The sequence below is a fragment of the Paenibacillus assamensis DSM 18201 genome (assembly GCF_000422445.1).
Classification (GTDB): domain Bacteria; phylum Bacillota; class Bacilli; order Paenibacillales; family Paenibacillaceae; genus Paenibacillus_B; species Paenibacillus_B assamensis.
Genome location: NZ_AULU01000018.1, coordinates 43,795 through 59,036 on the forward strand (window position 1 = coordinate 43,795; position 15,242 = coordinate 59,036).

Genomic DNA, 15,242 nt, shown 5'->3' on the forward strand with positions numbered 1-15,242 from the left:
TAAGAGCTTTACCTATCTATTTAGCTTCAGTATGTACATGCATTGTGCCCATCATAGAAGGATTAGTAACGCAGCTAACTTACTGTCTTGAAGCTCTTGGCTGCCGTTCATAGCTCTCATTTTCTTTTTCCAACAATGCCGTTAAATTGTAGTTGGATTCGAACCAAGTGCTAATAACAAGGCTATCCTGCTTCATTGCAAAATCAAAAATCATCTCGCCATGGGTCCAATTCTTCTTATGCTTCAACGCTTCGATAGCCATCATGCGGAAAGAGGCTACATGACGCTTCTGCATTCCCTTACGTAACTGAACAACAACACCGTCACGACATTCCAGCGGATCATGCTTAACCCCGAACTTACCGATCACATCATTGCGAAGACACACGACTAAAGTCCCGCCCGATAATCCTAATAATTCAGGTTCTAACTGTTCGAATACTAGGCTCAATTGTCTAGTAAGACTCATTTCATACACTTTCGGCATTATAATTCCTCCTTTAAAATTTCAATCCATTTTTAGTAGAGAACGGCTCTACACAGGCATTATAAGACATAATTATACAATATACAACATATTTCGAACATTTCTTCTCATTTTTGTCGAAATTAAACAAATAATAAAAGACCCTCTGTCATTAAGACAAAGGGCCTACGTCATTAAAATGTTTCTGAACGAATAAGTCCAAGTCGCTTCGATTCCACGATAGCTTCTGAACGGGATCGGACGCTTAACTTATCAAAAATACGTGTTAAATTGTATTCTACCGTTCGCTGACTCATATGGAGCTTCACCGCAATCTCTTTGTTACTCAGTCCTTCTGCCACCTCTTGCAAAATATCCTGCTCTCGTTCATTGATAGAAGCTTCTTCAACCGTTCCATCGCTGCGAGTCACCTTCACCTCTCCACGTCGAAGCTGCTTAAGTAAGGAAACGGGAATAACCGCTTCCCCACGCATCGCACAATAAATAGAAGTTAGCAGTTGCTCACGAGATACAGTCTTCGAAATAAAGCCGGAGACACCATATTGAATGAGCAAGTTAAAATGAGAGATGATATCGTGACCCGTATAAATAATCACACGCCTGTCGGGGTCTTCTTGCATGAGTCGCTTCGTAAGCTCCAAGCCTGTAATCGTTGGCATATTCAAATCACATAAAATAATATCGAACGATTCCTGCTTGAGCGCTTCTATTGCTTCCATAGCGGATAGAACGACATGAACACTCATATTGGAATCTTGTTCAATCATCGTCTTTGTTCCTTCTCCTACAGACGGATGATCATCAACTAATAAGATACGAATCTCGCTCATGTTCATTTTCCCCTCTACTGCTAGATAATATTGTCGGCAGCATGATCTGGACTTCAAAGCCGTGCCCTTTCTCAGAATGGAACTCAATCTCCCCTTCCAAGCTAATGACTCTTTCACGTATACCTGACATCCCCATATGATTAAAGGAAGATTCCATCTGGTGCAAATCCATGCCTATACCATCATCTTGATATGTAAAGTAGACTTGATCATTCTTCTGCCTTAGCTCGATCCAGACTTTATTTGCCTGTGCATGCTTCGATGTATTGCGCAGAAGTTCCTGCACAATCCGATATACAGCCGTAATTTGTTCTTCACTGAGCATACTTTGCAGCGGCTCTACATGGAATTGCACGTCGTAGTTCACATGGAGACGCATATGATCAAGCAAAGAATCCAGAGCCTGCTGCAAGCCTAACTCCTTCAACAACGGAGGTCGCAGCTCGTTGCAAGTCTCTCGTATTTGGAAAATAACATCGAGCAAACCTTCTTTAATATCATAGAGCTGCTGCATAGATTCTGAAGACAATTCATATTTATAATCCGTCAAGAACGTTTCCAGCTTACGGAACCAAATTAATTGATCTTGTAAAGCCGAATCATGCAAGTCAGATGCTAGGCGTCTTCGTTCATTCTCTGAGAGACAGAAGATTAACCGCAGTACCCACGGAGAAGCCCCACGTCCCTTTTGCATCTCAGCCTCCAAATCATTCAGCAAATTTTGAATCAAATACAAGTTCTCATTCAAGATGCTTGTATAATTGGCTACGGTCTTAAACCATCTTAATTCATCCACATTAAATGTGGTATTATTCACTTTGTTGCCAATCCAGATTGCATACAGCTGATCATTACGCCGCCCGATTATGAGACATAAGCCATCTTCCAAATGAACGATATCAGCCACCTTCAAGGAACGACGTCCAAGCAGTACATTGCGGTCCTCTTCGCATAGCTGCATATCTTCAGGATGCTCTATAGAGCCAGCACCCTTATCAATCGTAAAGAAGTAGATATCTTCCACCGGCATTAACGTACGAATTTCTTGAGATAGAGAACGCTCCAAATCATCACGCTTCATGACTTTGGATAGTGCGCTCGAATATCGATCCAACCCCTCTTGCAAGCTGTACATTTGTTTAAATATTTTTGGACGATAGCGATAGTCTATTTGCTCTTTTAAATAGAGCAGCAGCATCATGCTGCTGTATACAATAATGAAAAATTTGAACCCTACCCAAAAATAAGACTCTGTTTGTAAGCTAATTACCAGTAATGTCGTCACAATAAGAGAAGGAATTAACGCTAATGAAGCGTAGTATTTGAATCTTGTCACGACAAAGTCAACGTCAAAGAGCTTCTTCGACGTGAATAAATACAAATAACCTATAGGTAGAGCAATAAGAAATGCTGTCGTAATGTGAGCCATTACTAATTGAGTTTTAAACAATAGCAATGGAAGCAAATTTAGTATTACAAATGGAGTAAAGGCTATCGTATGTGAAACCAACATGATTTTAAACAAAGGCTTCAACTTAGCATGCCGAGGTTTACGATAAACATCTATTAGACAATATAAACAGAGCCCATAGCCTATAATTAAACTTAAATACGTTAAAATTGAACCTGAGTCGAACACTTTAGGAGAGAATACATCTGTCACTGCCAAGATAAAATTAATAATAACCACAAATTCAATAAATAAGAAAGCAAACACCGTAAATCTTGATCTATAAATAAATTCAATATTATAACGCCGCAAGTATACATTCATAAAATAAAGAAAGATAAATGGAATAACAGGAAGAAGCCCTGACATTACAAATCTTCCAATGGGATCAATACGAATGGCTAGTGGAGAAGCATAATAAGAGAAACCTATTAATAGAAAATACAAAACAAGAATGACCGCCGCTCTATCATGCTTACACTTCACATACAATACAATGGATAAAATCAAATTAGATAAAAAGAAAAAAAGCGGGATCACAAATCCGAATATAAATTCTTTTCTCGGAATAGAGCTAATGCTATCTACTGTAAATGTATATAACTTTGGTTCAGAGTAATGAGAGTCAACCAATATACTTTTAGCTTTTTCAATTATTCCGTATTTGATAAACAGATGAAAATCAGCCGCTGGTTTGCCGTCTATTTCGATTATCTTATCTCCTACCTGCAACCCACTATCATATGCTCTCCCCAAAGAATATACATTTGTAACAATCACCTTACCTGATTTGTCTAATTCTCCATTTAATCCAATAATAGGCACCGTAAAGATAACATACGTAATATAAGAAAAGAACGTGCAAATTAACAGCACCACTGACATAAAGAGTATCTTATGTACTGTGTGCTGATTATCTGCACGGTCTGAGTTTATCTCCAACGCTCTGTAGCCCCATAGACGTTCTCTGCTGGTTGATTGCTACCCATAACATCAAAGAGCGCCTTATTCTCTGTTTCACTTAATCCCGCAAACTGCACTTTACCTTGCAAAAAGCTCTCCTTCAGATTGCGGTCTGTTAATAAAGATTGAATGATATCATTTAGCATCATACTGTCAACTACCTCCCCATATTTATCTTATACAGTGCCTCACTACTAAATCTAACAGGTAGGTAACACTTTCACTCCGCAATTCGATGTGGTATTTACCGCAAAATTATTGCGGGATTTTACTTGCGCGATGTTGCAGGGTATAGCAATATCCATATACCACCTACCTTGCCAGACATTTATTGTAGCGCACATAGGAAAAAATGGGCAACTACAAATCCACGCAATGATTATGCGCAGCCTTCTAGTCACCCATTTATAAAATCGTGCTATATGCATCTTATCGTCGGAATCAGACTATTCGATGGGATGAGTTACACTAATTGCCTTCCGCATGCTGCACACGATACGGACTACTCATACGCATCACCCTCTCCGCACTTCCTGCCAACAAATACGCTAATAAATGCTTGACATGCGTACTAATATGGAACAAAGGAAGAAGCCCGTCTAGAACGCCTATTAAACAGCAATATGCATTCATAGCAGTGGTCGTCTGTTCATCCTTATCTTGCCGCATCCTAGTAATCGCCGACAACAGTCGTTCGGCCTTGGTTTCGAATTGCCCCGTCGTCTTGCTTGACAGTGGGTATAAATGTTCAAGCCACAATGCTTCTACTTCTTCAGCCTGCAGCAATCCTTCCTCTGTAAGCTTCATTACAGCATTAGACAATTCTCTTAAGGCTGCCGACCATCTTCGCAGGAGCTCGTCCGGCCCTTCATACAAGCCTGTCTCAGATGAATGCTGGACAATTTCTTGTATGGCTTTGTCAATTAAAGAACCCCACTGCCCATCGGCTTCTTGAAACTGCTTAAGAATAAATTGTTTCTGTTCAGAACGGTTCATATAATCAATATAGCTCGCTGCAATATCTTTATAAATGCTGTACCCAGCATGCAATCCATGTCTAGGAACTAACATACTAACAGACGCCATCATCCGTACAAGCTGGACATAACGAGCTTGTCGATTAGAACGTGTACGCTCAATCTCAAGATGTACTAATTCATATGTATAAGCGTAGAAGCTTCGCAGCAATTCAGATAGCAACGGATGCTTCCACAACCCGGAAATACAATTGTGTTCATATATAGCAACCTGATTATCAGGTTGTAAAGGAACAAGTGGACCAACACCTGGACACTCATTCTCCCACTGCTCACATAGTTGTAAATAAGAACTTTCATTAAGCTTGCGTTGAGAGGGATATTTGGACAAATAGGCTTTCAATCGATGCTCGATTTGTTGAAAGCAGATCTCAACAGCCTCTTCCCGCTCGAATTCGACATGTATAGCAATATGAGGACCGAACCTCCAATGCCTCTGTACATAAGCTCGTACAAGGCTACCATTCGCTTTCATTTGCTGAATGACAGGTCTAATGCCATCTAGCAGTAAAGCTTGCTTATCATCTTCGTAATAGTAGACTTGCATTGACTTCCACATTCGGGGGAACTCCTTTCCTGATCACGTACACAGTAAGATATCCCCTATAAATGAATAGACGATGCCGAAACGGCAGGGGTCACCGTTTACAGCATCGTCACTCTAGTAGCAGAGGGGTCAGTTTTTCAACAGTAAAGGTCGCTAGGGGAGAGGGACGACCTTATCAACTGTTGAATGAGGAGAACCTGACGTAACTGCAAGGTTGTCTTACTTGCATCATATACGATATTTCGGCATTATTCACCGACAACTAGTGTTGTAATTACCACAATAAAATTGCGTTGTTTGTTCGGTGATTATCCGCATTGACGAAATAGGAAAATCATGCTATTTTATAACCAACGGTTAGTAACCAATGGTTATAAAATATTATTCTCCATTTTTATACATAAAATATCGCTACAAGGAGTGATCTCATGAACAAAGCGCAACGATCGGAGTTAACCAAGCAAGCGATACTATCTGCGGCCGCGGACCTTTTCACAAGTACTGGATTTGAGAAGGTTACTATGCGAGAGATTGCCAAGCAGGCAGGATGTTCACACACGGCCATTTATATTTATTTTCAAGATAAAGAAACACTGCTCTTCCAATTAGCTAAACAGCCATTACAGCAATTGCAAGACCGCCTGCATGAACTTCAGCAAGACACGAATCTTGCTCCTGATGCAACGTTGAAGCAGATGGCACTAGCACTCATCCATTTTGGACTTACTCATCGCAGCATGTATCATTTATTTTTCTTTGCTCGCTCGTCCAGAGTTGATGAAAAAGAACCTAATCTAGTCATACAGAAGCTGCGGAACGATCTATTCTCTGTGCTACGATCATCCATGGCTGACATGATTAACGCCCCAAAAGACGAGACGCAAACATTGGCGTTTACACGTGCATTCTACTATTGTATACATGGCATTATTACCACGTACCTCGAATCAGATGAATCTGATTCTGAGCTGTATGTTCGGCTGGACGATACGTTTGAATTGACAATCGATCTCTTTCTAGCAGGGATTCGACAGCATATACAACGCTAAATAGCGAAACTTAATAGAGAACAACTAGAGGGAGGATTTCTTATGAAGTTAGAACAAATTTCTACCCATATCTGGTCTTTAAAAACGTGGTTCTTGTTTCCAATGCGGGTATGGCTTGTCAAAGATGAGGAAGGCATTACGCTCGTTGATGCTGGCATGCCGTTCATGGCTCGCAGCATTCATCGTGCGATCGATCAACTGAATGCAGGTTCTTTGCAGCGTATTCTGCTAACCCATGGTCATAGCGATCATGTTGGTTCCGTGCATAAGCTGCACAGCGCTTATAACGTTCCTATATATGCCCATGAACTAGAAATCCCGTATATGGAAGGTAGAATGATATACCCCCGCCGACGAAAAATAGAACAAAATGTACGACAAGGATTAGCTACTGCTCTTCCCATGACCGAAACTGGCAAACTGCAATCGATCGCGGGGTTACAGCCATATTTGACACCTGGTCATTCTCCTGGACATACCGTGTATATGCATGAGACAGATGGCGTCTTGCTGGCAGGTGATTTATTTACCTCCAAGCGCGGCCGCTTGAAACGTCCTATGTCTGCCTTTACCGCTAACATGAAAGAAGCGGTCGCTAGCGGTTCGATCATCACGCAACTACAACCGAAGCATCTTGAGGTATGCCATGGAGCACCTGTAGCACATCCCGCTTCGCAGTGGGAATCGTACTACACGGAAAGTAGACATGATTAAACGTAGGCTTATTGATGCAAAAAAACCGCTCTTTCAAGCAGCTGTGTGCTTGGAAGAAGCGGTTTTTTTAGTACATAATTAGCGATTTTATATACACGCAAGGTATCATTTGCGCACCAATACACCAGAGTGTCTGCTGCTTCAATTGTATAAAGATAGCTTGGGCGTATGATCCGTAAAACGATATAGCTGTGCTGGACGCTGCGAATAACGATTCGAAGTTAGCAGCCCCCCATTGTCCCCTCGCACTTCCTCAATGAGCCCTTGGCGTGTCCGAGTAGAGGTCAGCTTGCGTACAAAATTCGGCTCTTCAAATGTAGGCACAACCGTTTGCAGCACCTGATACAGTTCACTTATCGTAAATGCATCTGGCAAAAACTGCTTAGCAATCGTTGTCGTCATCATCTTCTCGCGAATCATATCCAGAGCATCCTGAATAATTAGACGATGGTCAAATGCCAAGTCCATATTCAGAGCCTCTTCTACCGGAATCAGCTTCAAGTCAGCTGCATCATAAGAAGCGCGGCGAGCAGCTAACACTTCCTCCTGAACCAAGGCACAAAATGCGTGCGACAATATCCAGCCACGCGGATCTCTGCCCGGCGTGCTGTATATATTCAAATATTCAATATGAACATCCGTCACGTTGGTCTCTTCTTGCAGCTCGCGGCGAGCACATTCATACAACGTCTCCGTCTCTCTGCAAAAACCGCCTGGCAAGGCCCATTGTCCTGCAAACGGCCAACGTTTACGTTGAATAAGCAGCACTTCTAGCTGTCGCTTCGGCATCGACTTCTTCACCGTAGGACGCTCCTCAGTCGTGATCGTAAATATAACAATGTCAGCTGGAGCACCATCTGGAGTACGATAACGATTAGGTGAGTAATTTTTTTCATAATCATCTGATGGCTGCTCTAGCGATGAGGCAGACTGAGATGCTTTCTGCTCTTCTATATGTGATGCCAAAATCTCTGTATCAGATACCTTATGTTCAGACGCACTGGATTGACAAGAGTCAGCTTCGTTATCGTTCATGATTGTATCTATCCCTTCCATATCAAACATCATATCGTCCTACTTATTTCCTGTCCTATAACTGCGGAACGGACTAATAACGTTACCTTCATTTATTATGTAAAATTGTCTATTTAATAATATAAATACGACATTTATTATAAAGTGTCAACTATTTGCTAGAAATCGCTACCCATATTTTACTTCAATTTACTTCATTCATGCTAATTATAGCGAATCCTCGGTTCAGAACTACAAAAAAGACTTCCCGAATAGGTATCTCATTCAGGAAGTCCAATCCATCCATCCTTAGTCTTTATAAGGATCAAATTCGTCAGCACCAGCCATACAAACCCCAATTGGCTTCAATACATGCATCACATCAATTGTATTTCGATGCGCATCCAATACCGTTTGCAATTTCCGGTACACGAATGGACTTTCGTCCGTACCTGCTCCGCGCAGCTCAACACCAAAATCATGCACAGCCTGCTTCATTTGAGCAGATGTAACCTTTCCGCCAGCACGTTTGCGTGTACGCCAATTCATTTTACCTGCCGCTTCAGTACGACTCATCACACGACCCGCTCCGTGAACGGTACTATAAAATGAATCACGATTTTCCTCGGTATCCTTACCACGTACAATGACCGAAATATCTCCCATACTGCCGCCAATAAAGCCTAACTGACCTGGCGCAGAAGGCGTCGCTCCTTTGCGGACTACGATCGTATCACGCCCATCATGCGACTCACGCCATGCATAGTTATGATGATTATGCACCTCAAAATCTGCTTCTGTCCCTAATATGGACAATACCTGATCCATTACATAATCTCGGCCTGCATAAGCATATCGCCCAGCTAACTGCATCGCGCGATAATACATATCCCCAAGCTCATGTTCCAGCTCTAATAGTACAGGCGGCTGGTCCATCTTCTCTCCTGGAGCCTTCGCGAAAAATTCACGGCCCGCCGCCAAGTTAATGAATCCACTCGCCGTCCGATGACCAAAACCACGGCTTCCAAAATGATTGCCAATCCACAGTCGCCCTGTTTCTGTCTCCTCAAACAAATCAACAAAATGATTGCCACTGCCTACTGTGCCGAGCTGCGAACGAGCCAATGACAGCAGCTTGTCATGCTCCTGCTGTCCGATTGCTCGATAAACAGCCCAATCTGGATCATCAAACAGCGCATGATCCACTCGTTCGTTGTTTACACGCCCTACACCAAATGATATCACCCGAGCGATCCGATCCATAATGTCCGAAATACGCGGCAATATGTCTGACGCCATCAAGTTCGTTCGCACCGCCTTGTTACCGCAGCCGATATCGTAGCCAACACCAGAAGGAGAAATTTGTCCATCATAGACGACTACTCCACCAATCGGCTGGCTGTACCCTTTATGATGATCAGCCATAAGCAAAGATTGAATCACTTTTCCTGTCTCTGCACATGTTTTCGCTTGGGACAGAGCACCCGCATCTGGTTCCCCCCAGACACGGACTCCGTCAATCGTTTGATAATGTTTATTACTGTTTGCTTCCATATGAATATCGGCACTCCTATTGCAAAAATTTGATTACGAACAATCACGCTGTAATTTAAATTGTAATGCATCCAACGCTAAGTCCATCGTCTGTTCTGACGCATGGGATTCCCATCTGTTTCGATCACCAACGATGCCGAACTCCGTATTTGGCAGTTCATACTGCTGTAAAGATACAGCTTGCGCAGCTGACAGCGACTTCATTACAGACACCGCTTGTGTTTCATATGAACCATGCAGCTCCGACTTGCTCGTCATCGTGGAAAGGTGCTTAGCACAATCACTCAAGTTCACTCTCTCCATAAATCGAACAAGCGATTCCTCATTTTCAACTAAACAAAGACTTTCATGATCAATGCGATCATCCCTCCATACGGGGATGCGAACAAATGCTACTCGATCTTTAGGATACACGAACAGCAAGTTACGTGACGAAGGCACAAGTTGAAGTCGGGATGTGTGGCGATCTCCCTTCTCATCAGCTACAACCGTCCATTCCTTTGCCTCGAAAATATCAAACACCCGCGCCGCGCATTCTACAATATCACTGCCAGAGCGCACATCTGCATCTAGCTGCTTCCATACGATATCCTCTTGTCCCTGACTGGACACGATCGACCATGTGCGTCCGAATCGCTCTTTCAATAAACCTTGAATCGCCTGCACCGCTTGTGCGTAGCGTTCAAATACCGTTAATCCTGCTTCAAACAATACTAAAACCCGTTCATCAGGGTGTTGTGCGTGTAAATTTGTACTCATTAGATTAGGCTCCTTTTAACGCTGCTAACGGCTGGCATACTGCGACTACTTCAGCAAGCCCTGCGCCGACAACGCTCTCGATTATATGTTCAACATTTTTATATGCTTGTGGTGATTCATCAACGATGCTTTCCAGCATCGGCTGGTTTACTACAATCTCATCTTTCTTGCCAACTTTCAGTGAGGCAGCAAACTCCTCCACTGTCACTACCTGCTTCGTTGCACTACGTGAACGTACCCGACCAGCACCGTGGCAGATCGAATAATAATTGTCGCTGCCCCCATCGCGCCCTACCATCAGATAAGAGCGGCTGCCCATCGATCCCGGTATAAGAGCTGGATGCCCAGTGTCCATATATGGCTTTGGGTTATCTGGATGCTGTGGCGGCAGGGCACGAGTAGCACCTTTGCGATGTACAAACATCCGCTGCCCTTGATGCATTTCTTCCCATGCGTAGTTATGCATGAGGTCATACAGCGTCCGCATCTCAACCTGATTCCCAAATACATCACGAAATGCTTCTCGAATGCCATATGCGATCAGATGCCGGTTCACAACTGCATAATTTAGCGCCGAATACATCAAATTCACATATGACTGTGCAAATGGATGCGCCAACGGCGCAAACGTTAACCTTGGATCTGGCGTTCCTTGACCCGATGCGCGCATCCACTGTCCCATCGCCTTTATGCCATGCTCACTAACCGCTCCGCCCCATGCCCGCGATCCAGAATGGATCATAATGACCACTTGCCCGTCGAATAATCCCCATGCTTCAGCAATTTCCCGATTATGCTCATCAATCTCAATCGCCTGCACCTCAGCAAAATGATTGCCGCTGCCAAGCGTACCGAGCTGTCTATGCGCTCGATGCCATATCGGTTCTGGAATTTCATCCAGCACCTTTTCATCGAACGAGAATCTACCGCATTCCAGATGCGTCAAGGATGTTGTCTTCTTTGGCGTGTAAATGTCAGGTACATATTTGTTTGGCAGACCATGAACGCCTTTTTTCAGCACATGTTCCAAGCGAATATCCGAAAAATAGCCGCGTTCATGCATATTCAAAGGCACATATTTCCCCATTCGTTTAATCAACTTACGCCGTACCTTTACCTCTTTCAGTTCATCACGATGCATATTCGTCAAATGCACACGCATGCCGCAGCCAATATCATTGCCGACAATAGAAGGGGATACGTAACCATTTTCAACACCCCATACCGCTGTCGTACCTATGCACGTTCCAACGCCGACATGAACATCTGGTGTGTAGCTCATATAAGCAGCATTCGGAATCAACAAGTTGTTGTTTGCCATTTCAAATACTTTTGCAGGAAGCTCTGCAAATAAAGAATCGCTTGCATAAACGTGCAGTTCCCCTGCTGGGAGAGCAACCGTGCGATAATACGCTGTCTCTGTTTGAGAATCCGAACTCCATGTATCTATATTCCATGTATTCATAACTATCTTCATTCCTCTCGTTCATTGCCAATATCATATTTGCACAAAAAAATGACCGCAGACTCTTCTGTCTACGGTCATTTCCATCCTAATTAGAGGGATATTTATCCATCTCTAATGAACACACTCATTCAACCTTGTGGATGAGCGTCCTTAGGAACATATAAAAAGCCATAGACTTCTCGTCTATGATCTCATGATAATCCGTTCATGTTATGCAAAAGTACAGCTCACAAACAGGTCTATACTCCAACTCATGTCGAGTAAGTCACCATATGTGAAGCGGTTCTTCTGCTCACCGATTATTCCGTCGAGACCGACGAGAAACGTATGAATGTATGCGGTTGAAGATTACCTCGGCCATTATTTCGCAGCCCATTACCGGTACCTTTATCATTTCTGAGTTCATTAAACATAAGCATCATCATTTCTTCGTCGGCCTCCTTTCGTGTAATATGGACTTATCATAAAGCGATATTCCAAACATTGTCAACCCTATTTTTGAAAAACGGGTTTTGACCCCTTCCGCTGATCTGTCTGTTCAGCACGGTTGAGCTGCTCTTGACCTATGATGCACGACTGGCTTTTACTTTTGCTTCCCGCACCTGTTAACCATGCTCCGTATGGCATGCGCTCCATCATTTTGGATAATAGCAAAGAGCCTACCGCTACCACAATCCACGTTACAATCGTCACGATAAAATGCTGCCCTTCCAGCATCAAAGTTCGTGTCCACAGGGCAACCCCTGACAACACCAGCGCATGTACTAAATAAGCTGGGAAGGAGTAAGTACCAATCCATTTTAAACAGCGGTAAAGCGTGCCCTGACGTTTTACGATATTTAATGCAGCTACATACAGTAGCAGCATCTGTGAAACGGCCAATATGGCGATAGACGGTTTCAAATAGGTCGATATATTTACATTCACAGGATCTACGCCACCAGCGAATAAGCGATAACTGCTGTACAAATAGGCAGCACCGAACACAGCTGCGCTCCATGGCAGTACCCGCTGTACCCATTTTCTCCACTCCGACAGACGGTACGCACAGAGAATCCCCAATGCCATATAGAATATATACATGCCTACAAACATTGTGCGGTGCCCTAATAGATAAGCTGCAGCGCCACTCGCGTCAGCTGTCCATCCTGGTGCGATACGGTAAGACCAGTCCATTAAAGCGAGATGGAGAAGTCCAATCCCTATAACCAATAAGGCGATCCGTCGCTTGCCTATCTTCCTTCCCTTTTCCAACGTTATTGCACGCATCCTCATTTGTACTTTATGTACAATTTTCAGCAACCAGGGGAAGAAGAAATATAATTGGAATATCATTAAAACAAACCAAAGATGGTACCCATACGTCGGGTTTATAAGCTGCTGTGCGACCTTTGTCCAGCCCTCTACTGTAAATAGGTCCCCTTGCAAAATAAAAGCACTATAGATTAAGGTCCATAATGCGAATGGTATAAGCAGTCCTTGTGCTCTCCGCTTCAAGAAAGTGCTGTGTTGGGCCGCTGAACTACGGCTATAAAATAGTAGCACCGTTGATATAAACACAAAAGTTAGCGTCCCAAAGCGAGTAAAATGATAGAGAAGACTGATAAGAATGGAATCGGTCCGGTTAATATCTTCCCGGACGATATACTCACCAATACTGTGCTGCAGCACAATCGCTAAAAAGGCGAATGCTCGTAGTATCGTAAGCTCTTCGATTCTTTGTTTCAACTTCGACGATGTACTCTTATGATCGACAGCAACTGCATTTGTATTTTTCTGATCTTTCTCCTGTTTCTCGAAAGGAACATCCTCTACTGCTGCGGTCTCGCCCATCACAGCAATCTTGTTCGTCGTTGTCTTCGTTCGCAGGCTCGATTCGGTCACAGATTCACCCCATTGTCACGTTATCCAATTAACATCATATCGTGCATAATGTTATCGCTATAACCTGAAAACAAGATGAAAGAGGCATAAATAAAGTTTCATTCGGAACCCGCTTCTACTAAACGAAACAGCTGTACTATTCCTCTGAACAGAAAAAAGCCATCAATCTGGCCGATACCGATTGATGGCTGCAAATCCGGTCTGTATAGCTAATCTTTTATCCAGTCCTTCTACTTGGAACTGACTGTACGGAATTCCTCTTCAAAAATTTCTAGTAAATTGGCCGAATTCTCATTCTGATCTTGATCAAGTATATTTGTACTCATCGCCAAGACATGTTCGCCACCGATAAGACCGCCAGCTATCGTAGCAAACCCATGAATCCCCCCGCTATGCCCCCATATGGAAGTACCATTCGATAATTTTGTTTCATAAATTCCTAATCCGTATTTCCCAACGGGCGTATCAACCCCCGTCAACATTTGCTGCAATGTCTCAACCTTCAATAGCTTACCTCCTAATAAGGCACTGAAAAAGGTATTCAGATCATTCGCTGTCGAAATCATATCACCCGCTGCACCTCCCCATGAAGGATTCAACTCTGTCATATCCATAATCTTACCATTCTCTTTAAAGTACCCTCGTGCATGCTGATCCGGAATATACGAAGAGCTTTCCGGCACAAATGTGCCTTTAAGCTGGAGCGGATCAATAATACGCTTCTTAATTTGCTCCGCATAGCTTTCTCCTGTGACCTGCTTAATAACAAGTCCAGCTAAAATATAATTCGTATTTGAATATTCCCAACTTGTTCCCGGAGCGAATAATGGTGATTGACCTAATCCTATACCCACGAGATCTTCAGCTGAATAGCCACGATATGGATTGTCCTTGATTCCATCTCTAAAGGATGTTGGGAACGTATAATTCGCAATTCCACTCGTATGATTCAATAATTGACGAATTGTAATTTTATTTCCATCATAGCCATTGCCCTGCACGATACCTGGCAGCCATTTTTCTACAGAGTCATCCAAGTTCAGCTTGCCCTCTTCAGCTAGCTGCACAATCACTGTCGCCACAAATGTTTTCGTCACACTTCCAATCCGGAAATGGAAGTCTGTCTTCACTTGTCGTGTATCATGGATGCTGGCTTCTCCTGATGCATAAGCCCATCTCTCAGCATTCTTCATACCGGCTGCAATGATGCCTGGAATATCCTTATGATTAGCAAGACGATCAATCACTTGTTTAACAGAGTTTGCGGGCGTTGACTGCACATTTTGTATATCGCAGTGATGAGGATTTTGAATACAGAATTGGCTCTTGTAATCATCCGATTGGGCTTGTACATTTCCTTGCACAGGCAGCAATAGAGCAGCACCAGCCACCATAGCCGTTAGTGTCATCATTTTTAATTTAATAAGATTTAATTTCATTGTTTCTCCTCCTTTATTTTGACACACTATTAATTGGAGCACTGTTA

At 43.2% G+C, this 15,242-nt stretch carries 13 protein-coding genes; 2 read left to right on the forward strand and 11 right to left on the reverse strand.

Annotated elements, in window-relative coordinates:
• Window positions 1–79: 79 nt before the first annotated feature.
• The 5 genes from H580_RS0111365 to H580_RS0111385 form a co-directional block, all read right to left on the reverse strand.
• Window positions 80–487: a hypothetical protein gene (locus tag H580_RS0111365; RefSeq protein WP_028594891.1), complete on the reverse strand. Its 408-nt coding sequence runs from the start codon at window positions 485–487 to the stop codon at window positions 80–82.
• Window positions 488–660: 173 nt separating this feature from the next.
• The gene (locus H580_RS0111370) at window positions 661–1,317 is read right to left on the reverse strand and encodes a response regulator (protein ID WP_028594892.1); all 657 of its coding nucleotides are present in this window, start codon (window positions 1,315–1,317) and stop codon (window positions 661–663) included.
• On the reverse strand, window positions 1,289–3,709 hold the full coding sequence (locus H580_RS0111375) for an ATP-binding protein (protein WP_028594893.1): 2,421 nt from the start codon (window positions 3,707–3,709) through the stop codon (window positions 1,289–1,291). The genes H580_RS0111370 and H580_RS0111375 overlap by 29 nt, the downstream gene beginning before the upstream one ends.
• A complete protein-coding gene (gene comX / locus H580_RS0111380) occupies window positions 3,700–3,879 on the reverse strand; it encodes a competence pheromone ComX (RefSeq protein ID WP_028594894.1) in 180 nt (59 codons plus the stop codon). The genes H580_RS0111375 and comX overlap by 10 nt, the downstream gene beginning before the upstream one ends.
• Before the next feature lie 319 nt (window positions 3,880–4,198).
• Complete coding sequence (locus tag H580_RS0111385; RefSeq protein WP_028594895.1) at window positions 4,199–5,326, reverse strand: lantibiotic dehydratase C-terminal domain-containing protein; 1,128 nt, start codon at window positions 5,324–5,326, stop codon at window positions 4,199–4,201.
• Between the two features lie 416 nt (window positions 5,327–5,742).
• Here H580_RS0111385 and H580_RS0111390 point away from each other — a divergent pair, with 416 nt between their 5' ends.
• Both H580_RS0111390 and H580_RS0111395 read left to right on the forward strand, forming a co-directional pair.
• The gene (locus H580_RS0111390) at window positions 5,743–6,363 is read left to right on the forward strand and encodes a TetR/AcrR family transcriptional regulator (protein WP_051217415.1); all 621 of its coding nucleotides are present in this window, start codon (window positions 5,743–5,745) and stop codon (window positions 6,361–6,363) included.
• A gap of 42 nt (window positions 6,364–6,405) precedes the next feature.
• A complete protein-coding gene (locus H580_RS0111395; protein WP_028594897.1) occupies window positions 6,406–7,077 on the forward strand; it encodes an MBL fold metallo-hydrolase in 672 nt (223 codons plus the stop codon).
• A gap of 141 nt (window positions 7,078–7,218) precedes the next feature.
• Here H580_RS0111395 and H580_RS24070 read toward each other — a convergent pair whose 3' ends face one another.
• From H580_RS24070 to H580_RS0111430, 6 genes are all read right to left on the reverse strand, one after another.
• Window positions 7,219–8,112 carry an NUDIX domain-containing protein gene (locus H580_RS24070; RefSeq protein ID WP_084509182.1) on the reverse strand — a complete coding sequence of 298 codons (894 nt, stop codon included), beginning with the start codon at window positions 8,110–8,112 and terminating at the stop codon, window positions 7,219–7,221.
• 288 nt (window positions 8,113–8,400) lie between these two features.
• Window positions 8,401–9,645, reverse strand: a complete 1,245-nt coding sequence (locus H580_RS0111405; protein WP_036605107.1) for an RtcB family protein — start codon at window positions 9,643–9,645, stop codon at window positions 8,401–8,403.
• Window positions 9,646–9,678: 33 nt separating this feature from the next.
• On the reverse strand, window positions 9,679–10,404 hold the full coding sequence (locus H580_RS0111410) for a hypothetical protein (RefSeq protein WP_028594899.1): 726 nt from the start codon (window positions 10,402–10,404) through the stop codon (window positions 9,679–9,681).
• A 4-nt stretch (window positions 10,405–10,408) separates the two neighbouring features.
• A complete protein-coding gene (locus H580_RS0111415) occupies window positions 10,409–11,869 on the reverse strand; it encodes an RtcB family protein (protein ID WP_028594900.1) in 1,461 nt (486 codons plus the stop codon).
• 495 nt (window positions 11,870–12,364) lie between these two features.
• Window positions 12,365–13,756, reverse strand: a complete 1,392-nt coding sequence (locus H580_RS0111425; protein ID WP_051217416.1) for an acyltransferase — start codon at window positions 13,754–13,756, stop codon at window positions 12,365–12,367.
• Window positions 13,757–13,986: 230 nt separating this feature from the next.
• The gene (locus tag H580_RS0111430) at window positions 13,987–15,195 is read right to left on the reverse strand and encodes a serine hydrolase domain-containing protein (RefSeq protein WP_028594902.1); all 1,209 of its coding nucleotides are present in this window, start codon (window positions 15,193–15,195) and stop codon (window positions 13,987–13,989) included.
• Window positions 15,196–15,242 lie beyond the last annotated feature (47 nt).